Source organism: Acinetobacter sp. Tr-809 (assembly GCF_011753255.1).
GTDB lineage: Bacteria > Pseudomonadota > Gammaproteobacteria > Pseudomonadales > Moraxellaceae > Acinetobacter.
The window spans coordinates 37489-62318 of the sequence record NZ_VWVZ01000007.1 but is presented as its reverse complement, the minus strand read 5'-3'; the positions used below and the strand labels follow the sequence as shown (position 1 = coordinate 62318).

Here is a 24830-nt window from a genome sequence, read left to right as displayed (position 1 = left end):
AGAGGACTGTAACAGTCCTCTTTTTTATGGTTAGATTTTTAGTGATCAATATTGGCTTCCAAGAACCATAAATATTGATCCAGATCTTCAAGTGCTGCGTGAATAATATCTTCTGAAATCGGATCTTGAATTTCATCAATGGTATCACGTAGGTGATTGGCGACCACACCATAGCGATCTGCCAGTTCTTTTAAATGATCTTGTACCGCATGGATGGCGACAGGATAGGGTTTCAGATGAGACGTTTCTGCAACAGTTTGTGTCGTACCCAATGCTGTTCCACCGATCTGTACCGCACGTTCTGCAACATTGTCTAAATGGGTGATCAATGAAGTACGGAACATATCTAACATTTCATGCACCGCAATAAAGTTGCTACCCCGCATGTTCCAATGTGCTTGTTTGGTCAGTAATGAAAGATCAATCAAGTTGGCAAGGATCTGATTTAATATTTTTACCGTGGCCTCTTTGATTGAGTCATCTAAATTATTACGGGTATAAACTTTTAAAGATTTAGCTGCTGAAGAATTCATAGTTACCTCATTCAATTATAATGTGATAAAACATAATGAACAAAAACCATTCATTTGCTGATTAGCTTATCGCTTGAAGCAAGGCGTGAGTGTTTTCGTTTTCTAGGCTTTTGTAAGTTTACTTATCATCAATTTTATTTTTGATAACGCCCGTTTGAATTCAGATTAAATGATGATTTCATTTGTTAGAGTATTTCTCTGATTGTAAAAACAAGCTAAATCAATCCTGCATCCTTACATTCTAATTTGATATAAGCATAGAAAATAGGTGCAACAATTAGACCGCTGAGACCAAAAATCGACTCGAAAATGAGCATCGCCAATAACACTTCCCAAGCACTGGCATTGATTTTGGTACCAATAATTTTGGCATTCACGAAATATTCAAGTTTATGAATAATGACCAAGTAAGCCAGAGAAATCGCTGCGACTGAGAGGGAAATGGTCAATCCAGCCATAATGATTAAAGTATTGGAAATCAGATTGCCAATAATCGGCAGTAGACCAAAAATAAAAGTCAGAATGGTCAGTGTTTTGGCAAAAGGTAAGTGGATATTAAATATAGGTAAGACAATAAAAACAAAAATAATGAATAAGCCTGTATTGATCAAAGAGATCTTCACTTGGGCAAATACCACATTTTTAAAAGAAACAGAAAGTTTTTGAATACGATGCAAGATTGCTGCTTTAAATGCAGGCTGAGGTGCATGTTGCTTAAAGTTTTGAATCGCAACCAAAATTCCGACAATCAGACCGATTAACATGGTGGCTAGATTATGCAGGATATCAGTGCCTGTGTTTTTCACGATGGATATATTATTTTTGATGAAAGACAAGATCTGATTTTTGATGTCGGCCACACTATGTGGCAGATACCCTGGCAAATATTGACTCATCTCAGCTTGGAACTTAATCAAGGTTTGATCAATTTTAAAGTTAAAGGAATTTAGTCCAGTCCCTTTTAAATCATAAATCACAAAGCTGATTAGACTGGTAATAAAGAAGCCCAGTAATACGATTGTGAACACACCCAAAATAATACTGATAAAGATACGCGCACGTTGTCCATCAATATGTTTTTCAACAATCGAACTTAAACTATTAATAATTTCAAAAACCAAGAAGCCTGCAAAAAAACTTGGAAGCAGATGCAGGGGAATGACCATCATTAAAAACAAAGCCATCAGAATGAAACTGGCGATGATGCTTTGACGGTCATTGAGTAGATTCATGATCTATGGCCTAGTTTAGGTTGTTGTTATGTTAAAGGACAAAAATATGATTTTGATGACATCTATCCTATTGCTGTGCAAACAATTAATCAATTTCCGTTTCATTAATATGACGCGCACCTTCTAAAATCATGCGAATCATCACCATGGTTTGTTCTGCCACTTCAGTACGCTGCTCAGCAGGCAAATCGAGCACTTTTGCGCCCATGTTGAACACCAATTGAGTGATGGCTTTAGCCGCAAGATCAGCATGACTAAGCTTACTGTTATTCAAACGTTCTAAACGAATCAGGTCTTCTTGAAGCTCTTGCTGGAAGAAGCTAAGTTGACGGTCAACCGCTGCTTTATACGAGGTTGAGCCTGTATAACCTTCGCGTAATAACAAACTCAGGTTGCCTTCATCGGTATTCAACTGTTGAATAAATACTTCAACCGAACTGCGGATAATACTTTGCTGCTTTGAAGCCTGTAAGCGTGCTTCACGGATAATACGACGAAGTACCAAACCAGACTGATCAATCAGGGCAATTGCCAGTTCATCAATATCTTTAAAATGACGATAAAAGCTATTAGGCGCAATGCCTGCTTCTCGTGCAATTTCACGTAAGCTGAGCGAAGCGATGCTTTTTTGCGGGCCAATCAGGTTAAGCGTGGCTTGAAACAACTCTTCTTTGGTAATGGTTGCTTTTCTACCTACTGAACGCACAGGAGATTTCATAGGAATGACATCTTGTTCGTTTACGTTGTCATGGCCGAGCGGTAAAAAAGAAGAATGAACCATTGTTTTCAATATATAAGTAAGCTACTCGGGATTATAGCGATTGTCTGTGGACTTGTGAAATGTAAATTCTTATACGAGTGTATATACAAATATATATACATATGTATAATAATTAGAAAACCACCAGAGTAAAACTGCTCATGCATGCAATTGAAAAGAGAAACTCTCTATTTAATTCGTTGGCTCACAGTGTGATGAACAGCCATGATGCCAATTTTTGGTTACAGAAAATCAATCCTTTATGGTCTATAAATCAGTCTCTTGCCAAAATCGTAAAAAAACAAATCGTGGCAAAAGATACGGTCAGCCTAATTTTGCAATGCAATCGACATGTGGTACGTGGCGTTGCAGGGCAGCACCATCCTGTTACTGTTGATATTGCAGGTCGTCACTATGAGCGTACTTATAGTTTGATGCAGGTGGATGCAGATCATCTTTGTTTAACCGTTAAAAAAGTTGATCAAGGCTTAGTGAGTTCTTGGTTGGTTGAGAGCAGCCAAACAGGAGATATCTTACGTTTGGGGCAACCATACGGTGAGATGCAGCAGTCTGTTGCGACACCGCATTTGTTATTGCTGGCTGCTGGTAGTGGTATCACACCGATGTTGAGTTTGATTGAAGGCTTATGCCAGTCTAAACAATTGAATACAACATCAGTCCAATTGATGTATTGGGTTAAAACCCAAGCCGATGCTGCTTATGCTGAATATCTCAAAGAAGTCTCTGAAAATTTCGCTCATTTTAGTTATCAAATTTTTTATACCCAAGAACAGGATCAGCGTTTAAATCAAAATCACGTTGATCAATTGCTTGCTTTAGATCAAACCACTGTTTATGCCTGTGGGCCATCTGGTTTTGCTGCATCAGCAGAAAGCCTGTTTAAAGATGCTGCTGCACTGCAAACAGAAGCTTTTAGCTTAAGCCCGTTTGGTACCGATGCCACAGATACCGGCTTTATCAATGTCATCTTAACCAAATCAAATAAAACTGTTGCGATTCCAAAAGGACAATCGATTCTGGCTAGTCTTGAGCATCAAGGCATTAAACCAAATCATGGTTGTCGTATGGGTATTTGTAATAAATGTGCCTGTAACAAGGCGCAGGGTGCGACCAAAAATTTATTGAATGGTGCTGCCAATAATGAGCCAACGCAGCTGTTAAAAATTTGTGTCAATTCAGCCCAGTCTGATCTTGTGATTGATCTATAAGAGAGTAATTGATTATGAACATGCCTGTTAAGATGGAATTTTTTAAAAATCCCAAAAATCGTGATTTAACTGCTGCAGAATTAGATGCTTTTGCTCGTGAGCTCGATCAAATCAAACAAGACGTATTGGATGATTTAGGCGAGAAAGACGCTAAATATATCCGCCGTGTCTATTCCACGATTCGTTATAGTAGTATGGCTGGGCGTGCTTGTTTATTTTTAGGTTGGTTCCCACCAGCATGGTTACTCGGCACAGGCTTATTAGGCTTTGCCAAAATCATGGAAAACATGGAGCTAGGTCATAATGTCATGCACGGGCAATACGACTGGATGAATGATCCTAAATTTAATGGTCAAACCTATGAATGGGATACGGTAGGGACTTCAGACAACTGGCGTCAAACCCATAACTATAAGCATCATACCTATACTAATGTAAAAGGCATGGATGATGATGTTGGTTATGGCGTATTCCGTTTATTTCCAGAACAACGTTGGTCAAAGTTCACTTTAATTCAGCCGATCTATATCGTGCCATTTAGTTTGTTGTTCCAATGGGGAGTGGCGATCCAAAATCTTGAATTAGGTAAAGTGCTATATAAACGTAAAACCATGGCTGAGTTCAAACAAGAGTGGCAGCCTGCACAAAAGAAAATTTTAAAGCAGATGTTTAAGGATTATGTATTCTTCCCTTTGATTGCGGGACCTGCTGCGATTCCTGTATTTACAGGCAACTTGGTTGCAAACGGGATTCGTAATGTGTGGACATTCAGTATTATTTTCTGTGGGCATTTTACCAAAGACGTGGAAGTATTCCCTAAAGCAATTTTAAAAGATGAAAGTCGTGGACATTGGTATATGCGCCAGATTCGCGGTTCATCAAATTTAACTGGCTCAGAGGCTTTTCATATTTTGACGGGACATTTGAGTCATCAAATCGAGCATCATTTGTTCCCTGATATTCCTGCACGCCGTTATCGTCAAGTTGCACCGAAAGTGCAGGCCGTGTGTGAAAAGTATGGTTTAAACTATAATAATGCCAGTTTTGTAAAGCAGTTTGGTGAAGTAGTCGGGCGTATTTTTAAATATGCGCTGCCATTTAAAAAATAAGCGAAAATGTTTGAAAAAAGCCCTGAATGAATTTGCTTCAGGGCTTTTTTATTTTATTTCTTTTTTTGGGAAATCCACATGGTAATGGTGGCATGGAAAACTTTTTCATTGTGCTGATCAAGCACATCAACATTGACTAAGTATTCTCCAGCCTGTTCCCAATCGTAGTTAGGCTCAGCAGGCGTGGCAATTGCAATCAGATCAGTTTCAGCTTTCTTTAAATATTCAACTGTCATGCCTTTCGGAATCCAGCGATGGCTTGAAGGAACGGTCACCTCGGTCATGGTACCGCCAGCAAGCTCGGCCATATTACACATCGCAATCGCATGTACCGTGCCAATATGATTGAGTACAGTACGTTTTTTCTTAATGCTGATTTTGCAAGAGTTGGGTTTTAGCTCCTCAAATAAAGGAGAAATACTACTGAAATAAGGTGCCTTTAAACAGAGCATACGGGTAAATGTCCATTTACCAGCAGGTAAGACAGATACTTTGTTCCATAAATCTAGAGTTGAGGCCATGATTAAACTTCCTATAACAGAATTAAATTCTTTTACAGAATATAATTCTGTTTACAAGTTGTGGTCAAGTCATACACAATAGTTCCGATGATTGGTAAATATGATTAAACTATGCAAGCAGCCCAACAATTATTAGAGCGTTTATATCCACAACGTAGGTCATTATTAAAACGACAAATTTTGTTGGATGCTTTGTCATGCTTTATTGAATATGGTTTGGAAACCACCAGTATTGAAATGATTCGGGAAAAATCTGACAGTAGTGTGGGGGCGATTTATCATCATTTTAAAAACAAAGAAGGCGTGATAGCAGCACTGGTGTTTGCTGCATTGGACGATCAGGCGCAGCTACGTGATCAGTACTTACAACAAGCAAAATCGCTTAAAGAACTGCTTTATGCGTTGATCTATAGTTATGTCGACTGGGTATCTGATCAGCCTAAATTTGCACAGTTTTTATTACTTGCCCATTTTAGTGTGCAGCAGGGTGAGTTTAGGCAACAATTACACGATAAAAATAAACTCAGAAATCAAAAGATTGTCAGCTATATTTCCAATTACGCAGGTGCTAGTTTATTAAAATCAGTGCCAGCAGAGTTAATGATGTCTTTGGTTATTGGTGCAACAGAAAGCTATTGCCGCGCTTGGTTGTCTGAAAAAGTAATGACTAATCCCATAGCATATCGAGAAACTTTGGCGCAAGCTGCTTGGGATTCATTACAACATTTAAGCAAAAATTAATAATCGAAAATGATCAGGATAATAGATGAAACCCATCAGTGAGAATCAAAAATATACAGGGGCTTGTTTGTGCGGGGCAGTGATTTTTAAATTAAATCTGAAAAAAATTAAAATGATGTATCGTTGCTATTGCAGCTTATGTCGTAAGCAGAGTGGGGCTACATCGAATGCTTCAACCTTTGTGCAGACAGAATTATTTCAATGGCAGCAAGGCGCGCAGTTGATTCGAACCTATGTCAAGGATACAGGCTTTAATAGTAGCTTCTGTACACAATGCGGTTCACCTGTACCGAATGCGCTAGGGATCAACCCAAAGGTGATGTGGATTCCTTTGGGATTGATTCAGGAAGACTTTAGCCCAGAGCTTGAGTTAAATTTTTGTGTGAACTCTAAAGTGAGTTGGGCCGAAACTCATCAAAAAATTACTGAATTTGATGAGCTGCCGAATATGGTTGAATTGAAAAAGTATTTTGAAATGAATTCGTAAAATGCCGAACTTAACAGCTCGGCTTTTTTATTTAGAAGTCAAATGAAGTCTGTAAATAATAAGTACGGGAAGGGCCAGCATAGATCCCGCCGACCTGGTCAGATGAACGAGTGTAATATTCTTGATTGAATAGGTTTTTTACCCCCAATCCTACTTTTAATCCCGACAATGAGGTGTTGGTAAAGTCATAGGCAGCACGCATGCCAACAATGCCATAACCTGGAATATTACCATAACGTCCAGTAGCATCATCCTTACCAGCAGCAACTTGGCTAGATTGTGCATACACATTGGTGTTGAAGGTCCATTGATCATATTTGTAATCAACGCCTGCATTACCAATCCAGTTTGAATAGAAATCTAGGTCATTGCCTGAGTCTTGACCTGCCGATGCTGTTGCTTTGGTATAAGTGGTATTGGCATATACAGATACATTGGCTAAAGTATCGTTGATGGCCCCCAAGTTATATTTCAAACCCAGCTCTGCACCCTTATGTTTGGTTGCACCAAGATTTGTATAAGTCTGAGTCGCATCATCACGTTTGAGTTGATCTGCGAAATCAATATAAAACACGGTAAATTCAAGTGATAAATAATCATCTAAATAATGTGTTCCGATTTCATAGTTATCTGCCTTTTCAGGGTTCAAGCCATTCATCGCCAGATACGCACCATTAGAATCAGTATTAGTCATCTGGCTATATTGGAAAGGAGCAAATGATTTGCCATAGTTGGCGAAAATGTTCCATTGCTCATTGGCCTTATACATAACCGCAAAGCTTGGAAGTACGGAATCATAAGTCTTGCTGGCATTGACGCCATTTAAAACCGAATAATCACGATTGAGCTTGTACATGTTTTCATTGATTTTAATCCGCTCAAATCGGAGTCCAGGTGTGAGTGACCAAGCACCTAGATCAGTACGGTTATCGACATAGAATGCATGAGCCTCGGTATCACCATCGGCTTTGGTCCAACCATAAAAATCGCGTGGACCTGTATCACTGTTATAACTTGCACGATCAACCGATTCACGGCTGGTTTCTTTTAAATAGCGATAGCCGACAGACACTTCATTAAGTGTATTGCCAAGAGGGAATGCATGTGAATAGCGAGGCTCAATTGCCGTGACTTTATAATCACGCGGTGCAGTTTGATAGACGCTAGAACCAAGACGTTCTACACCAGCATCACGATAACTATCGAGGTGATAAGTTAAAACTTCAAAAGCATTATTGTCTTTTTTATAATTATATTTGAGTGAGATATCATTACGGTTGCCTTCCATATAGTCATGGTTACGTAACGACTGATATGGATTTTGAGCATACTGTGCAGGCGTTAAACCTCCAGGCATGTCGACCTTGGCTTCGTAACGATGTAGGTTTGCTTCGATACTTGAATAATCATCTAAAGCGTAACTGGCCTTTAAACGTAGATCATTGATATTTGAATAATCGTTTTGATCTCGATAACCATCGCCATTTACCCCAGAATAGAGCAAAGCAAGACCTAAGCCATTGTCTAGTGTGGTTCCAACAAAGAGGTTTGGATTGACTTTTAAATTGCCATTTTCAGCAATTTCTGTGGTCATGCCAATGTTCGCTGCAAAATGCTCTGGTATGCTGCGCGTATTAAAATTGATAATCCCACCGACGTTTTGTGGCCCAAAGCGGACAGAGCCAGCACCACGAACCACATCAATCGATTCCATATTGCCCAAGGTGGTAGGTGCTAAAGAAAGCTGTGGTTGTCCATAAGGTGCAACAGCTAAAGGGACACCATCGATCATCAGCTGCGAACGGGGTGAAAATCTTGAGACTAGACCACGAACACCGATACTTAAAGAGGCATCACTACCTGAAGTACCTGAATTCTCAGAAGCTTGAATGCCTGGAACCGTACGTAGGGCTTCTTTTACGGAAGTAATGCCACGTGCTTCTAATGCTTGCTGATCAACTACGGTACGGGCACCAGAATGATTTAAAACCTTTTTAGCATTGGCTTGTTCCAACCAGTTTCCTTCTGCTTGAATTGAAATTGTTGCTAGAGTTTGGGTTGTATTCGCTAGGTTATCTTCTGCAAATGTTGTCGTGGCAAAGCAACTGATCATTGTTGCGATTGCACAGCTCAAAGATGAGGGCTTAAATTTGGAGAAATTAAGAGGAGCAGAAATCGAGCATGTCATAAGTGGATTGCCGAATGGGATGAGGTGGAGGAGATATTTTGCACTATTATTTTAATTGATTATGATTCTCATTTATAGTTATTGTTTAGAAAAACTAATTAAAATTTCACATAAAATATATAATTTTTTTTGTTAAGAAGTGAAATGTATTCGAATACATAGATCAAAAGATTTTATTGGTTGTCTTAATGTATACGCTACATATGAAGGTAAAAAGCCGAACTTAACAGCTCGGCTTTTTTGTTTGATTTAAAAATCATAAGAGGTTTGTAAAAAGAAGGTTCGCGGTTGTCCCACGTACTTGCCCCCTGTGGCATCCGATGAGCGCGTATAATATTGCGTATCAAACAGGTTCTTTACACCACCTGCAATTTTTAAGCCTTTGAGCTGATTGCTAAAGTCATAACCTGCTCGTACCGCAAAGGTTGCATAACCAGGGATGTTACCCGTGCGACCATCAGCGGTTTCTTCAGTTTGATAAACATTACCTGAACCTGGTGCATATTGTTTAGACTGCGCGAACATATCTGCATTAACTGACCAATGATCAACTTGATATGCCATACCCAAATTACCTATATGACGTGAATAATAAGATAAGTCTTTACCTTCAAATTTTCCGGCTTCTGAGGTTGCTTTGGTAAAGGTGTAGTTTCCGTAAACTTTTAAACCTTCTAAAGCATCAGCGAGCTGACCAAAATCATAGCTGATTCCAGTTTCAACACCCTTATGACTGGTGGCACCTAAATTAGTCCAAATACCTGTACCGATATTATCAGGGCGTTCCAGCATTAATTCTTTGTCAAAATCTAAATAGAAGACGGTCAATTCAGCACTTAAACCATTGCCTAGATATTTGGTTCCGATCTCATAGTTTTTAGATTTTTCAGGATGTAATCCATCAAGGGTAGTAAAGGCTGTATTGGTGGTTTTATTTACCATCTGGGTAGTGACTAACTGGTTATATTGTTGTGGGCCAAACGAAACACCCGCATTGGCAAAAATATTCCAGTTTTCGTTGGCTTTGTAGAGTACGGATAAGCTTGGAAGGAATTCTTCGGATTTGATTTTTGGATAAACTGTATTGGTAACAACACCATCTTGATAAGCAGTGAAATCATTGTGTGTATCAATAGATTCAAAACGTACGCCAGGCGTAATCACCCAATTTGCGAGTCCAAATCGGTTGTCGATATAGACCGCATGTGCTTTAGTGCCACCATCACTGGTTGTATTCGGAATTCGATCACCTGGTGTACCAGTCAGGGTGCTATAAGGAACGGTGCGGCCTGAAAACTCGGAACTTTCTTCCTGTAAATAACGATAGCCGACAGTGACTTCGTTATCCATTCCAGCCCAACTATAGGCACGTGAATAACGTGGTTCAATGCCAAAATATTTATAATCGCGAGGAGAGTTACTGAGTATATTGGTGCCTTTATTGCCAATGGACTCTAAGTCACTGGTACGAAAAGAATCGACGTAATAGCCCAACACTTCAAAGTTATTCTGTTCATCTTTATGGCTGTATTTCACTGATATATCGGAACGACGGCCTGCGAAATAGTTGCGGCTTTGATTGGATTGATAAGGATTGTCTGCAAATTGTGCGGCAGTCAAACCTTCTGGCATTTCTCCTCGGCCTTCGTAATGATGCAGGTTGACTGCAATGGCATCCTGATCAGTCCATTGATAGGCAGTTTTTAGCATGACATCATCAATATCAATTTTATTATTCGCTTCACGATAGCCATCACCTTTACTACCTGAATAAAGTAAGGCTAGCCCTAAACCATTATCGAGTGTTCCACCAATAAACAAATTCGGTGTGTATTTCAGTTGATCTGTACCTGTTGCGAACTCAGTAGTTAAGCCAACTGAACCTGAAAAGGATTGTGGAATTGCACGAGTGGTAAAGTTAATGATTCCACCAACGTTTTGTGGCCCAAAACGAACGGAACCCGCACCGCGAACCACATCAACTGACTCAATATTACCCATCGAAACAGGGGCTAAAGACAATTGCGGTTGACCATATGGGGCAAAAGAGAGGGGTACGCCATCCATTAACACTGTAGAACGTGGTGATAAACGTGAAGCCAGTCCACGTACCCCAAGATTGAGCGAAACATCACTGCCACCAGTACCGTTGCTGTCCTGAACTTGTACGCCTGGAATTTGTTTTAACGCATCACGAATAGAGGTGGTTGCGATTTCATCTAATCGTTTGCGGTCTATAATGGTTCTAGCACCCGCATGCTGTTGTACTTTTTCTGCATTGGCATTTTCTAGCCAATTACCTTGTGCCTGAATTGAAATTGTTGCAAGTGTTTGCGTTTCATTCGGTTGTGCTTCATCGGCAAAAGCCGTATGTGATATGCCACTCAATGAAATGGCAATGGCTAGACTCAGGTAAGAGGGCTGAAATTTTATTAATGACGCAGCAGAACAGGATGCAGATTTCATAACAATGCCAAGTGCTGTAAATTTCCCGAATCTTAATCAGTTATTGCATGAAATGAAATAAGAACGATTATCACTTATAACTATAGGATAAGTTAAGTTGATTGTTTTTTTGCTAAAGATATTTTTGGCTATTTAAAAGTACAAAAAACCGTGCTTAAGCACGGTTTTTTGTTGCTGTCAGCGCTATTATTTAAATTGGATTGAACCATTGGCACTGACGGTGATTTTTGATTCACCTGCTGCCATATCCTGAGCAGGGGCTGCTTCTGCCATGGCAAATTTGGCCATGCCACCGCGCATCATCGGTTGTGGGAAGTAATTGCTGGTATTTAGGTTTAGGCTAACTAAATTGTATTGTGCTTTACTCCAAGCTTGAGTAATTGCTAGTGCACGTTGTTGAAAGTTCTTCGATGCTTCAATCATCAGCTCATTTTCAACTTTTTTACGCTGTTCATCAGACACGGTAAAGTTAATCGATTGAGTTTGGAAACTCTGTTGTAATTCACTGATTAGCTGGCTTGCTGCTTTAAAGTCTTTACTTTCCAGTTGGATTTCAGCGCGAGCGCGCCATTCCTTCAGTTTATTACTGTCATTGTCATACACAGGGTAGGTACTTTGTGCACCTGTTTCAACTTTGACCTGTGAATATTTACGTGCAATCGCTTGCGCTTGATTCATCAGTTGGTTGATCTGATTTGAGAGTTCTGCAGGTTGCTTATTGCTTTTCTCAACATAAAGCACGGCACGCATTTCATCATTGGCAACCTGACGTGATGCATCCGCTTGGATATTCACAATGTTGTAGTTCAAGTTCTCAGTCTCGTGAGCAAAAAGGCTTGGGCTCAATGCAGCCCCGATCATTAATGTAGCAAGTACTAAAGTACGCATAAAAATGTCCTTAGAATTTGGTATCGAAAATTTATTTTTACCAGTTCGATATTAAAAAGAACTGATGGCGAACTTCTGCATATTTTGTGGTGACTTTGTAAGAGATTAGCAGTGTTTTGCAACAGAAAAATAAAACAAAAAATATTTAAAATCAGTTTATTAAGTCTATTAATTTGACCATTTATCTAAAAACGCAAGTGGGATTAAAAAAAGCTTACTTTCTTTAGCTTGTCACATAGTATGATGATAATCCATCATAGTTATTGGAATGAAATATTTTTTCAATAATTTAGATGCATGTAAGACACAAAAAGTGTTTATTTTATTTCAAAATTAGGTATCATCTCGCTCCTAGTTGAAAGATATAAACAAGTGTCTGCACTAGATTCTAAAAAGCACCGAGTCAAACGACCGCAAGTCACCAGACTTATTTCTTTTACCCATATCAGAGATGGTAATTCGATATGAGCGTTACTTCCGTAAATCCTGCCGCTAATGCAACTAACGAATATTATCTGACTCGCCAAAGTCAGATGGAATCGAATGTTCGTAGTTATCCACGTAAATTACCGTTAGCGATAGCAAAAGCACAAGGCTGTTGGGTTACTGATGTTGAAGGTACAGAGTACCTTGATTGTTTAGCTGGGGCAGGAACATTGGCTTTGGGCCATAATCATCCTGCGGTGATTCAAAGTATTCAAGACACATTGGCAAGTGGTTTGCCATTGCATACTTTAGACTTAACGACTCCTTTAAAAGATGCGTTTACTGAAGCGCTTTTGGCTTATTTGCCAGGCGGTCAAGAAGAATATTGCCTACAGTTCTGTGGACCATCTGGTGCAGATGGTACAGAAGCAGCGATTAAATTAGCGAAAACTTATACGGGTCGTAGCACAGTGATTAGTTTCTCTGGTGGCTACCATGGTATGACGCACGGCGCGCTTGCAATGACAGGAAACTTGTCAGCGAAGAACGCGGTCAATGGCTTAATGCCAGGCGTACAATTTATGCCATACCCACATGAATATCGTTGCCCACTTGGTTTAGGTGGGGAAGCAGGTGTTGACGCTTTAACTTACTTCTTTGAAAACTTCATTGAAGATGTTGAAAGTGGTGTAACTAAGCCTGCAGCTGTGATCCTTGAAGCGATTCAAGGTGAAGGTGGTGTTGTTACTGCGCCAGTAAAATGGTTGCAAAAAATCCGTGAAGTGACTGAAAAGCACAACATCGTTTTAATCTTGGACGAAGTTCAAGCTGGTTTTGCACGTTCAGGTAAAATGTTTGCCTTTGAACATGCAGGAATCGAGCCTGATGTGGTGGTGATGTCTAAAGCGGTAGGTGGTAGTTTACCACTTGCAGTATTGGGTATTAAACGTAAGTTTGATGCTTGGCAGCCTGCAGGTCACACGGGTACTTTCCGTGGTAACCAACTTGCGATGGGTACTGGTTTAGCATCACTTCAAGTGATCAAAGAACAAAACCTTGCTCAAAATGCGCAAGAGCGTGGTGATTTCTTACAAGCAGAGTTCAAGAAACTTGCACAAGAATTCCCATGTATTGGTAACGTACGTGGTCGTGGTTTGATGATCGGTGTTGAGATCGTTGATGAGCGTAAACCTGCGGACCACATGGGTTCATTACCAGCTGATGCTCAATTGGCTGCTGCAATCCAGACTGCTTGTTTCAACAATAAATTATTGCTTGAAAAAGGCGGCCGTAACGGTACTGTAATTCGTTTACTTTGCCCGTTGATTATCAATCAAGAAGAGTGCGTAGAGGCGGTTGCTCGCTTCAAGAAAGCTGTTGCTGAAGCATTAAAAGCAGTACGAGGCTAATTCATGGTTGATTTTGCAGAACATCGTAAAGCGTTACTCTGCAATGATGCTCAATCTATTGCTGACTATCAGTCAGCAATGGGCGAGGCGGTAAATGCCGTTTCAGCATGGTTGCAAAATGATAAAATGTACACTGGTGGTAGCATTAAAGATTTGCGCGAAGCAATCTCTTTTGCACCTTCAAAAGAAGGTCTAGGTGTACAGCAATCATTACAACGTATGGTTGAGCTTTTCCTCAACAAAAGCTTAAAAGTACATCACCCGCATTCACTTGCACACTTACACTGCCCAACCATGGTGATGAGCCAGATTGCGGAAGTGTTGATCAATGCAACCAACCAATCGATGGACTCATGGGACCAAAGCCCAGCGGGTTCTTTGATGGAAGTTCAACTCATTGATTGGCTTCGCCAAAAAGTGGGCTATGGTGCAGGTCAAGCAGGTGTGTTCACATCTGGTGGTACACAATCAAACTTGATGGGTGTATTGCTGGCACGTGACTGGTGTATCTCGAAAAACTGGAAAGACGAAAATGGCAAGCCATGGTCGGTTCAGCGTGATGGTATCCCAGCAGAAGCAATGAAAAACGTCAAAGTCATTTGTTCTGAAAACGCACACTTCTCTGTGCAAAAGAATATGGCAATGATGGGCATGGGCTTCCAGTCTGTTGTCACTGTTCCTGTGAATGAAAATGCACAGATGGATGTTGATGCACTGGAAAAAACCATGGCGCATCTTCAGTCAGAAGGCAAAATCGTCGCGTGTGTTGTTGCAACAGCGGGTACGACGGATGCTGGTGCGATTGATCCACTCAAGAAAATCCGTGAAATTACCACGAAGTATGGTTCATGGATGCATATTGATGCAGCTTGGGGTGGCGCACTGATTCTTTCAAATGACCATCGCGCAATGTTGGATGGAATTGAATTATCAGACTCAATCACGCTTGATTTCCATAAACATTATTTCCAAAGCATTAGCTGTGGCGCTTTCTTGTTGAAAGACGAAGCAAACTATCGCTTTATGCATTATGAAGCAGAATATTTAAACTCTGCTTATGATGAAGAACATGGTGTACCTAACCTTGTGTCTAAATCATTACAAACGACCCGTCGTTTTGATGCATTGAAATTATGGATGACGGTTGAAGCATTAGGCGAAGAGCTTTATGGTTCAATGATTGATCATGGTGTGAAATTAACACGTGAAGTTGCAGATTATATTAAAGTAACAGCAGGTCTTGAATTGTTGGTTGAACCACAATTCGCTTCAGTCCTGTTCCGTGTCGTACCAGAAGCTTATCCTGCTGAATTTATCGATAGCTTAAACCAAAACGTGGCAGATGAATTGTTTGCTCGTGGTGAAGCGAATATTGGTGTAACTAAAGTGGGTAATGTTCAATCATTGAAGATGACCACTTTAAGCCCAGTTGCAACGCTTGAAAACGTTCAAAATCTGCTTGCACTTGTGTTGGCAGAAGCTGATCGTATTAAAGATGCAATTGCTGCTGGAACATATGTTCCAGCGATTGATTAATTTCAATCTGGCACATCCATTAAAATAAAAAAGAGGTCTGAATAGACCTCTTTTTTATTGCCTCTTGGAATTGAATATATAAATCAGCTAGGCGGCAAAAATAGGATTGAATCCCATTTTTCTTAAGAGTCGACGATACATACTTGAGCTACGGTCTGCTGGAAAATGTGCTTCCATCGATAAATCTAGGGGAAGATATTCAGGTTTTTGTGTTTCGACAATTAGGCGATCTTCTTCAAAAATTTGTAAATTGAATGCATAAGCATCCTCAACAGGTAAATCTTTATCATAATTACGGCAGATTGGTGCAAACAGGCGAGTTTTTCGCGCGCTTATTGGAGAGGCCGCATTCATGATCACCTGTTTGCTTTGATTCGGAAAATGAATGGTGAGCGTTGCTGTAAAAGGTAGGCTGATTTCAAAATGTCTGAGCCAGTTGAAATTGTTTTGCCCACGTTGCTCTGCACCAATCGGATAGCGTCCAACACTGCTGATATAATCTGCATCAAAGCCATAACTGGTTTCTGTGGTGCTATAGTCTGGCACTTCAACATCATCAGGATCGCCAAAGGTATCGGGATGCACCCAAGCAAAATGCGCGACATCAATAAATCCTTCTAGTTGTCGACCGGCAAAACAATTCAAGTCTACAAAAGGACACACCAGTTGCTGGTAGTCTGAATCATCCCAGTACGGCATGTCAGGAATAACAGGTTTATCATCAGGGCGAGCTGTTAGACAACACCAGATTAATCCATATTTTTCAGTGGCAGCATAGGTTTTCAAATGAAAGCGATCAGATATTTTATGCTGTGGATGTGCTGGAATACGGTTGCATTTGCCCTCAAGTCCAAAGCGTAATCCATGATAACGGCATACAATGCCTTGACCATCATGACGACCTAAGCTGAGGGGGACACCACGATGTGGGCAAACATCTTTTGCAACAATCAGTTCATCTCCCATTTTATAGATGACCAATGGCATATCTAACAATGTGGCTGCTGTTGGTTGTTCTGAAATATCACGGGCGAGCGCAATCGGGTACCAGTGTTGAGCAAGCAGCTGCCAATCATGTTCTGAAAAAGTCATATGTACGGGTAAATCTATAGGATTAAAGCTTGCGATTACTTTGCTGTTCATCTTTTTTATCTTCGGACTCATTTGCATTGAATATAACGAAGCTTGCCGTTCTAAGAAATTTCAATTAATTGAATGAAGTGTCGTAACTTTTAGAACACTAAAGCAGAGCTAAAATTTTTGATGTGATGTTTGGAGATCAGACGAGATTGTAGAAGGGCGTGCCTTTGACTTGCTGTATACATGGATCATGTCTAGAGCGTGTACGATGGTTTTTTATGATGGCAAGGTAGAAAATTGTCGCTGTTCTGCACAAACTGTGCATTTTTAATCTAAATCAGAAATAATTATGCATAAACTGTGATGCACAAATTTCATATTGTAGTCATATATGCTCAATATTTTGATGGATAGATGTCATCACTTTTGCACTTGACCTAGAGCTGAGCTCGGATCAGGCAAAACATCATGATTACAATGAATAGAAGGAACAAGGCATGCAACACTTGAATATGCAAAACCAATTTAAACTTATTATTAACGGTCAATCTTGTCTCGGTGAAGCAGGCGAACTTGAGATTATCAATCCTGCAACAGCTGCCGTTGCAGCAAAATGTGCACAGGCATCGATTGAACAGGTGAATCAAGCAATCGATGCAGCAAAGCAAGCTTTTGGAAGTTGGCAACGCAGTTCTCATGAGGAACGCAAAAGCATACTCAATAAGATTGCGGATGGGATTGAACAACATGCCGAAACTTTGGCAGAGTTGATTGTACTTGAGCAAGGCAAACCATTGGCATTGGCACAAATGGAAGTGCAGGGTGCGATTGGCTGGACACGTTATACCGCAAGTTTAGAAATGCCAGTTGATATTATTGAAGACAGTGAACAGAAACGGATTGAACGTCATTATCAGCCCTTAGGTGTGGTGGCGTCGATTACGCCGTGGAATTGGCCGTTGATGATTGCGGTGTGGCATATCATGCCTGCTTTACGCGCAGGCAATGTGGTGATCAACAAGCCTTCTGAATTTACCCCCTTAGCGACTTTAAAACTCTGTGAAATCATTCAGCAAGAAGTCCCAGCGGGTGTAATTTCGATTGTTGTCGGTAATGGTGAAATTGGTGAGGCATTATCGAGTCACCCCGATATCGCAAAGGTGGTTTTTACAGGTTCGACCAAAACAGGTCAGCACATTATGTCGGGTGCGGTAAAAACCTTAAAACATTTGACCCTAGAATTAGGTGGTAATGATGCGGGGATTGTTTTACCTGATGCCGATCTAGATCAAATAGCCAAGCGAATATTTAATGTGGCATTTCTAAATGCTGGACAAACCTGCGCTTCATTAAAACGCTTATATGTGCACGAAAGCCAATATGACGTGCTAGCACAAAAACTGGCTGATATTGCCAATGCCCAAAATGTTGGAGATGGCATGGTTGCAGAGACTACATTTGGTCCTGTGCAAAATCAGCTGCAATATCAGAAAGTAAAAGCTTTAATTGCCGATGCGCTTGCGCAAGGCGCCAAGGCATTGTCAGGTGATCAGATGGTACCTGAGCAAGGCTATTTTATTGCACCAACGATTTTAACTGGACTGGATGAAAGTTGCCGAGTGGTACAAGAGGAGCAGTTTGGTCCAGTGTTACCAATTCTAAAATATCGTGATATTGATGATGCAATTGCACGGGCCAATGCCAGTGAATTTGGATTAGGCGGTTCAATCTGGTCTTCTGATTTAAAAGCCGCACAGTTCTACGCTACCCAATTACAATGTGGTACGGCATGGGTCAATACCCATGCAGAGATTGTTCCACATGCACCGTTTGGCGGTTGGAAAATGTCAGGCGTTGGTGCTGAGTTTGGTATGGAAGGTTTGCTAGAGAATACCGTTGGACAAACTGTGCATATCAATAAAACTTAAACCTTCATATTTTTAAGGCGGATCTAATATCCGCCTTTTTCTTTTTATGCATGGTGCTGCTTAAAACTAGGTTTATGTGGCTGGATGGTAGCTGTGACCCTTGGATTTGCTGAGGAAGTGATTCTGTTCTTTAATTTTTTTTAACACGATGTAAGATTTTATATGCCCAATAAATCCATAAGAAAGCAGCCGTTCTGTCACAAATTGGGAAAGTTGTTCCAAATTTTCTGCGACGACTTTTAGGATAAAATCTGCATCGCCACTGATTGAAAAAGCATCTTGAATATTATCCTCGGCTTCAATTAAGTCCTGAAAGGCCTGTTGTGACTTTGCCTCGTGAATACGTAAGTTAATGTGGATCATCGCGGTAACCTCCAAGCCTAAAGCTTGTTGGTGGATGCGGGCGGCATAACCCAAGATCACGCCTTTTTGCTCCAGTAACTGTCTTCTTCTTGAACATTGTGAGGCTGATAAACCGATTAAATCTCCAACTTCCTGATTGGTGAGCCGTCCATTCTTTTGTAGGGCCTGAATGATTTGCCAGTCGAACTTATCCATTGCATAAAATCCTTTTATGATACACAAATATTGTATTTTTATTGAAATGCGTTTTTATTATGCACGAAATTTAATAGGTAGATGAAATATTATTTTTCTATGGAATAAAAAATTGACTTGAAAGGATGTAGAGCAATGTTCATAGAAATCGGTGACTTTTTAAATCTTCGTCTAAAACAAATGGGTATCCAACATCTGTTTGGTGTACCTGGTGATTTTAACCTTTCTTATCTCGAACAAGTTGAGGCGGATGCCCAACTCAAATTTATTGGTAATTGTAATGAATTAAATGCGGCTTATGCTGCTGACGGTTATGCACGAATCAACGGTTTTGCTGCTTTGACAACGACCTATGGGGTCGGTGATTTAAGTGCGATTAATGGTATTGCAGGTGCTTATGCTGAGAATGTGCCAGTGGTGCATATTTCTGGGATTCCACCTTTACATGTAGTTCAGAAAGGAACTCTGGTTCATCACACTCTGGTCGATGGTAACTACGACAACATCATGAACTGCATGAAAGAGTTCACGGTTGCACAGACCCGTTTAACACCAGCCAATGCTGCCTCTGAAATTGATCGCGTGTTACGTCAATGTTTCCTTGAACGTCGACCTGTACATATCCAGTTGGCATCGGATATTACTCACGTCAAAATTGAAGTGACAGATCGTTCACTCGATTTATCTTATCCAAGGGTTGAGCCAGAGCTGTTACAAAGTGCAGTCACTAAACTGTGTGAGGTGATTGCGCAAGCCAAGCAGCCAGCGCTGCTGATTGATAATGAAGCCTCTGTTTTTGGGATTACCTCGCTACTGGATGATTTATCCAAAAAATGTTCGATTCCTTTTGCCAGTATGCTGACCGCTAAAAATATTATGGATGAAGCTTCACCACGTTATGTGGGAACTTATGTCGGTGGAGCAAGCCAGCCGCATGTCCGCAGTACCATTGAGCAATCGGACTGTTTGATCGGCATTGGGGTGCGTTTTACCGATGTGGGGACAGGCGTGTTTACTCATCAAATTGCCACTGAAAATTACATTGAAATTAAACCGTATGGTTTGACGATTTTTGGACAGGATTTCCCTGGCATTGAAATTGGACAACTTCTGGTGGAACTGAATAAGAAGGTTGCACCACGTAAGTTAAGCAAGCCAATGTTGGAAAAACAGCCTTTAACAATTGTAGATGTCCCTGAACAGCAAGCATTGAGTCAGGATGTTTTGTGGAATGCTATTTCAGGTTTTCTAAAAGAAGATGATGTGATTATTGGTGAAGTTGGAACATCTAATTCTGCTTTGGCCGGTTTAAAGCTACCTGCAACCGCTAAATATATTGCACAACCACTGTGGGGCTCGATTGGTTATACCTTGCCAGCATTACTCGGTAGTTTGTTGGCTGCACCTGAACGCCGCCAAATCTTATTTATTGGTGATGGTTCATTTCAGCTTACCGTACAGGAACTTTCAACCATTATCCGTCATGACCTCAAGCCGATTATTTTCTTACTCAATAATGGTGGTTATACCATTGAACGTTTGATCATGGGAGAGAATGCCGCTTATAACGATGTGCAAAATTGGAAATATGCCGAAATTCCAAATGTCTTTAATGGCACGAAAGCCTATAAAAGTTGTGTGATAGAAACCGCAGGTCAACTTAAACAAACCTTGGATAGTATCGACCAGTTCGATGGTCTGACCTTTATCGAATTAAAGCTACCAGCCATGGATGCACCCCTCAGTCTGAAAAAATTTGCGTCAGTGATTGCACGTTTTGATTATGGCGATCGAGGCTATGAAATCTTAAAACAACGTTCCCAATCATTACCCAGTAAAAAAGTAATTTCCTTCTGAAGAGAAGGGAGTTGGAAAATCTTCAAATTTATAAATTGATAAGAGAGCGGATCAGATTCGGAGCTTCATGCTGAGCTTCGAATCATACGCTGTATAAAAGGTGTACAGGATGTGACACACACATTGGAGATAAAGTGATGGATGTAAACAATAAACATGAGTTAAAACAAGGATTGTCCAATCGACATATCCAGCTGATCGCGCTAGGTGGTGCGATTGGTACAGGATTATTTTTGGGGCTTTCACAAACCATCAAACTGGCAGGGCCTTCTATATTATTGGGCTATGCGATTGCAGGTGTGATTGCTTTTTTAATCATGCGTCATCTAGGTGAAATGGTGGTTGAAGAACCCGTCAGTGGTTCATTTAGTTATTTTGCCAATAAGTACTGGGGCCGCATGGCTGGCTTTATGTCGGGTTGGAATTATTGGGTGCTGTATGTGTTGGTCAGTATGGCTGAACTCAGTGCCATTGGAACCTTCATCCATTTTTGGTGGCCAGATGTTCCAACATGGCTGACAGCCTTGGTATTCTTTATTTTGCTGAATGCGATCAATTTGGTCAATGTTCGCTTTTTTGGTGAATCGGAATTTCTATTTTCCTGCATCAAGATTGTTGCAATTTTAAGCATGATTGGCTTTGGTGCATATTTATTGCTTTCTGGTTCTGCGGGTCCGCAGGCGGGTATTGCCAATTTATGGCAGCACGGTGGTTTTTTCCCACATGGCACGCATGGCTTTATTATGGCACTAGCTGTAATTATGTTTGCTTTTGGTGGGCTTGAATTAATCGGGATTGCAGCGGCAGAAACTAAAAAACCAGAAACTACGATTCCTAAGGCGGTCAATCAGATTGTGTACCGTATTTTGATTTTTTATATCGGTGCGATCGGGATTCTCTTATGTCTTTATCCATGGAACATGGTAGCAGAAGGTGGTAGCCCTTTTGTCTTGATCTTCCAGTCTTTAAATAGCAATGGCGTTGCCAACGTTTTAAATTTCGTGGTTTTGATCGCAGCCGTTTCTGTTTATAACAGTTGTATTTATTGTAATAGCCGAATGTTACATGGCTTGGCGGAACAAGGTAATGCACCTGCAATATTGAAAAAGGTCAATGCCCGAGGAATTCCAGTACCTGCTGCGATTGTCTCGGCTTCAATTACGGCCGTTTGTGTAGTGGTTAATTATCTGATCCCTGGCAAAGCTTTCGAACTATTTATGATGCTGGTTGTGGCGGCATTGGTGATTAACTGGCTGATGATTTCAGTGACACATTTGAAATTTAATAAAGCAATGCAGTTAAAGCGACATCAAACCAAGTTTAAAAGTATCTTAAGTCCATGGAGTAATTATTTAACCATTAGTTTTGTCTGTTTTATTTTGATCATTATGGCAATGACACCAGATATGCGCATAGCTGTGATGATGGTACCACTGTGGTTGGGTGGTTTAGCTTTAGTCTATGTATTGAAGTATCGTAAAAAAGTGGTAATTGCTACAGAGATTCAGCCGAATCTTTGAATCTGATAAAACATAAAAAGAGCCCAAATTTAAGGCTCTTTTTATTTTAAAAAGACTTAGAACTGAATAATGCGAGTTATTTTTAAAAATGCTCATTTTTGTCAAAGATTAGGTTCTTCTTCAATAAATTATCGTTATTAGAAAATGAGAAAAATAAAGATGAGTAATCAATGACCAGCATTAACAAGCTTTATAAGGCAATTCCATCATGCGTTGGATCAACCAATAATATAGGCAGATTGGTCTTTCCCAGCAGAATATGCACTTAAACCTGAACATTGTATGCAGCAATGTAGTTGGAGCCGCTATGGCATTATTATGCCCGACCTACCGTATCCACATCATTTTTTTACGTTTCTGTGGATTATGAGTTCAACGGCAGCACTGACAACTGAAGCTGATCCACTGTTACAGACTCGCTTTGGACAGAATGCCATGATTGTGACAGAGGCTGCTGCGAAAATGGTATGACATTTTTAGAGCTATTTAGTTCCTAAAAGTTCCTAGGTTTATTCATTATTTAGAAGGGCGGAAATTTATCCTGTACGAGATTAAGTTTTAGACCATGTTCTAAGTAGGCTTTTAAGCTATCCAGTACTGTTGTGAAACCGCCAGTACTATCAATAATAAAAGAAATCAGTTCATCGCCTTGAAAAGGGATGTTGTAGTTCTGAATCCTGACATAAGTTTGGTTGTCGTTTAAAGCTTCAAAGATGAAATCAACCGTACTGCTCGGTTCGCCCCACTGAATTTGAATCAATTCATTGGCAATGATTTTGGTCACATTCACTTTTGCTGAAACTTGATATTTTTCCCATGTCCATTCAACGGTTTTTCCTTGTTCTAGCTTTCCTGTAGCTGAACTAAACCAAAACTTTGAGGTGATTTCTGGATCAATAAATGCTTCAAAAGTGCTGTGAATCGGTTTACGAATCAGCATTTGTGTTTCAATGATGACAGGATTTAGCATTATATCTGTTCTTTTCGATAGGGAATTGTCATAAAACATATATAAACTGGTTGCTCTACCCAAGAAGCTTTTTGTTAAGCAGAATCAGCGGGGAGCTTTTAAATTTTATAAAATTCAATATCTAAACGTTATTTTCTTAGTGTAATCGAGTTTCGAGCTGCAAAAAATACAGCAGAAAATATGACTTTATGACCAATAATTTTCTAAAAAATGACTCGAATAATTGACCATCACAAAAGCGTCATAAAGTTGTCACTTAATTGTCATATTATCTGCTCAAAATGCAGTTAACCAAAGTACAACACTTAAATAGAAAAGAGTTGTAAATCAAATTGCATAAATGAGAGAAAACAGAATGCGCTTAAATCCACGTCACATCGCAATTGCATTAGCTGTATCTGGGGCAACTGTAGCAACGACTGCAAATGCAGCTCGTGATACGATTCAAATTGCTGGTTCATCTACTGTATTACCGTTTGCAAGTATTGTTGCTGAAGAGTTTGGCAACACATTCCCACAGTTCAAAGCACCCGTTGTTGGTTCAGGTGGTACGGGTGGTGGTTTGAAGCAATTCTGTCAAGGTGTAGGTGATAACACTATCGACATCGCAAATGCTTCTCGTCAAATTAAAGACACAGAGCTTGATGCATGTAAAAAATCTGGCGTAAACCAAGTACAAGAAATTAAAGTCGGTTATGACGGCATCGTATTTGCATCAAACGTTAAAAAAGCAGCATATAAATTAAAACCAGTACATGTATTTACTGCATTATCTGCACAATTGCCTTCAAATGGTAAATTAGTTCCAAACCCATATACCACTTGGAACCAAATTGATAAATCATTACCAAATGAACCAATTACTTTAGTTATTCCTGCATCTAACCACGGTACGCGTGAAGTGTTCCAAGAGAAAATGGTTGATGCTGGTTGTGAAGCATTTGATTACTACAAAGCTTTAAGCAAAGATGATCAAAAGAAAGCATGTTCAACTTTCCGTAAAGATGGCCGTGTGATTGAAATTGCGGGTGACTATACTGAAACTTTAGCTCGCTTGAAGACTTCTCCAAACGCAGTGGGTGTATTTGGTCTAGGTTTCTATGATTCAAACCGTGATAAATTACGTGTAGCAACTGTAAATGGTGTGACTCCATCTGAGAAAACGGTATTAGATGGTAGCTACCTTGTTTCACGTCCATTGTTCTTCTACGTGAAAGGCGAGCACTTGAAATCAATCAAAGGCTTACCACAATATACAGAATTCTTCTTAAACAAGAAAATTTCTGGTAAAGGTTCTAAATTAGAAAAAGCTGGTTTGATTCCTTTAAGCGACAAAGAGCGCGCAAAAATCCTAGCTGATTTTAAAGCTGGTAAATCAGTTAAGTAATATTG

The 24830-nt window shown here is 40.1% G+C and carries 21 protein-coding genes; 11 read left to right on the top strand and 10 right to left on the bottom strand.

The features are described 5' to 3' along the window. Window positions 1-38 precede the first annotated feature (38 nt). The 3 genes from dps to fabR form a co-directional block, all read right to left on the bottom strand. A complete protein-coding gene (dps, locus tag F3J02_RS15415; protein ID WP_167250679.1) occupies window positions 39-533 on the bottom strand; it encodes a DNA starvation/stationary phase protection protein Dps in 495 nt (164 codons plus the stop codon). A gap of 215 nt (window positions 534-748) precedes the next feature. After that, the gene (locus F3J02_RS15410) at window positions 749-1765 is read right to left on the bottom strand and encodes an AI-2E family transporter (protein WP_167250677.1); all 1017 of its coding nucleotides are present in this window, start codon (window positions 1763-1765) and stop codon (window positions 749-751) included. A gap of 85 nt (window positions 1766-1850) precedes the next feature. After that, the gene (fabR, locus tag F3J02_RS15405) at window positions 1851-2546 is read right to left on the bottom strand and encodes an HTH-type transcriptional repressor FabR (RefSeq protein ID WP_167250675.1); all 696 of its coding nucleotides are present in this window, start codon (window positions 2544-2546) and stop codon (window positions 1851-1853) included. A gap of 140 nt (window positions 2547-2686) precedes the next feature. Here fabR and F3J02_RS15400 point away from each other — a divergent pair, with 140 nt between their 5' ends. Both F3J02_RS15400 and F3J02_RS15395 read left to right on the top strand, forming a co-directional pair. Next, the gene (locus tag F3J02_RS15400; protein ID WP_167250673.1) at window positions 2687-3754 is read left to right on the top strand and encodes a ferredoxin reductase; all 1068 of its coding nucleotides are present in this window, start codon (window positions 2687-2689) and stop codon (window positions 3752-3754) included. Window positions 3755-3768: 14 nt separating this feature from the next. Next, the gene (locus F3J02_RS15395) at window positions 3769-4863 is read left to right on the top strand and encodes a fatty acid desaturase family protein (RefSeq protein WP_167250671.1); all 1095 of its coding nucleotides are present in this window, start codon (window positions 3769-3771) and stop codon (window positions 4861-4863) included. 53 nt (window positions 4864-4916) lie between these two features. Here the strand turns inward: F3J02_RS15395 and F3J02_RS15390 are convergent, their stop codons facing one another. After that, complete coding sequence (locus F3J02_RS15390; protein ID WP_167250669.1) at window positions 4917-5384, bottom strand: hotdog fold domain-containing protein; 468 nt, start codon at window positions 5382-5384, stop codon at window positions 4917-4919. A gap of 111 nt (window positions 5385-5495) precedes the next feature. Between F3J02_RS15390 and F3J02_RS15385 the strand changes: the two genes are divergently transcribed. Both F3J02_RS15385 and F3J02_RS15380 read left to right on the top strand, forming a co-directional pair. After that, the gene (locus F3J02_RS15385; protein ID WP_167250667.1) at window positions 5496-6125 is read left to right on the top strand and encodes a TetR/AcrR family transcriptional regulator; all 630 of its coding nucleotides are present in this window, start codon (window positions 5496-5498) and stop codon (window positions 6123-6125) included. Between the two features lie 25 nt (window positions 6126-6150). Further along, window positions 6151-6612, top strand: a complete 462-nt coding sequence (locus F3J02_RS15380; RefSeq protein WP_167250665.1) for a GFA family protein — start codon at window positions 6151-6153, stop codon at window positions 6610-6612. Window positions 6613-6643: 31 nt separating this feature from the next. On the opposite strand, the gene F3J02_RS15375 is transcribed toward F3J02_RS15380, so the two are convergent. From F3J02_RS15375 to F3J02_RS15365, 3 genes are all read right to left on the bottom strand, one after another. Beyond that, window positions 6644-8800: a TonB-dependent receptor family protein gene (locus F3J02_RS15375; RefSeq protein ID WP_167250663.1), complete on the bottom strand. Its 2157-nt coding sequence runs from the start codon at window positions 8798-8800 to the stop codon at window positions 6644-6646. A 249-nt stretch (window positions 8801-9049) separates the two neighbouring features. Further along, window positions 9050-11266 (bottom strand): TonB-dependent receptor family protein, encoded by a 2217-nt coding sequence (locus F3J02_RS15370; RefSeq protein ID WP_167250661.1) that lies wholly within the window; start codon window positions 11264-11266, stop codon window positions 9050-9052. A 186-nt stretch (window positions 11267-11452) separates the two neighbouring features. After that, a complete protein-coding gene (locus tag F3J02_RS15365; protein ID WP_167250659.1) occupies window positions 11453-12154 on the bottom strand; it encodes an SIMPL domain-containing protein in 702 nt (233 codons plus the stop codon). Between the two features lie 464 nt (window positions 12155-12618). Here F3J02_RS15365 and F3J02_RS15360 point away from each other — a divergent pair, with 464 nt between their 5' ends. Together F3J02_RS15360 and F3J02_RS15355 are read left to right on the top strand one after the other, a co-directional pair. After that, window positions 12619-13989, top strand: a complete 1371-nt coding sequence (locus tag F3J02_RS15360; protein WP_004652118.1) for a diaminobutyrate--2-oxoglutarate transaminase — start codon at window positions 12619-12621, stop codon at window positions 13987-13989. 3 nt (window positions 13990-13992) lie between these two features. Beyond that, complete coding sequence (locus tag F3J02_RS15355; protein WP_167250657.1) at window positions 13993-15525, top strand: pyridoxal phosphate-dependent decarboxylase family protein; 1533 nt, start codon at window positions 13993-13995, stop codon at window positions 15523-15525. An 87-nt stretch (window positions 15526-15612) separates the two neighbouring features. Here the strand turns inward: F3J02_RS15355 and F3J02_RS15350 are convergent, their stop codons facing one another. Then, the gene (locus F3J02_RS15350) at window positions 15613-16668 is read right to left on the bottom strand and encodes an aromatic ring-hydroxylating oxygenase subunit alpha (RefSeq protein WP_167250655.1); all 1056 of its coding nucleotides are present in this window, start codon (window positions 16666-16668) and stop codon (window positions 15613-15615) included. A gap of 434 nt (window positions 16669-17102) precedes the next feature. On the opposite strand from F3J02_RS15350, the gene F3J02_RS15345 reads away from it, so the two are divergent. Continuing rightward, entirely contained in the window at window positions 17103-18533 is a 1431-nt protein-coding gene (locus F3J02_RS15345) for an aldehyde dehydrogenase family protein (RefSeq protein WP_167250653.1), read from the top strand. Between the two features lie 72 nt (window positions 18534-18605). Here the strand turns inward: F3J02_RS15345 and F3J02_RS15340 are convergent, their stop codons facing one another. Beyond that, entirely contained in the window at window positions 18606-19091 is a 486-nt protein-coding gene (locus tag F3J02_RS15340; protein ID WP_004652123.1) for an Lrp/AsnC family transcriptional regulator, read from the bottom strand. A 135-nt stretch (window positions 19092-19226) separates the two neighbouring features. Between F3J02_RS15340 and F3J02_RS15335 the strand changes: the two genes are divergently transcribed. The 3 genes from F3J02_RS15335 to F3J02_RS18635 all read left to right on the top strand — a co-directional run bounded on the left by F3J02_RS15335 (window position 19227) and on the right by F3J02_RS18635 (window position 22939). Continuing rightward, a complete protein-coding gene (locus F3J02_RS15335; protein ID WP_167250651.1) occupies window positions 19227-20948 on the top strand; it encodes an alpha-keto acid decarboxylase family protein in 1722 nt (573 codons plus the stop codon). Window positions 20949-21085: 137 nt separating this feature from the next. Further along, window positions 21086-22468, top strand: coding sequence for an amino acid permease (locus tag F3J02_RS15330; RefSeq protein WP_167250649.1), 1383 nt, complete (start codon window positions 21086-21088; stop codon window positions 22466-22468). Between the two features lie 282 nt (window positions 22469-22750). Continuing rightward, window positions 22751-22939 (top strand): hypothetical protein, encoded by a 189-nt coding sequence (locus F3J02_RS18635; RefSeq protein WP_228284361.1) that lies wholly within the window; start codon window positions 22751-22753, stop codon window positions 22937-22939. A gap of 49 nt (window positions 22940-22988) precedes the next feature. On the opposite strand, the gene F3J02_RS15320 is transcribed toward F3J02_RS18635, so the two are convergent. Beyond that, window positions 22989-23438: an SRPBCC family protein gene (locus tag F3J02_RS15320; RefSeq protein ID WP_167250647.1), complete on the bottom strand. Its 450-nt coding sequence runs from the start codon at window positions 23436-23438 to the stop codon at window positions 22989-22991. A gap of 355 nt (window positions 23439-23793) precedes the next feature. Between F3J02_RS15320 and F3J02_RS15315 the strand changes: the two genes are divergently transcribed. Beyond that, on the top strand, window positions 23794-24825 hold the full coding sequence (locus F3J02_RS15315) for a substrate-binding domain-containing protein (protein ID WP_004652127.1): 1032 nt from the start codon (window positions 23794-23796) through the stop codon (window positions 24823-24825). Window positions 24826-24830 lie beyond the last annotated feature (5 nt).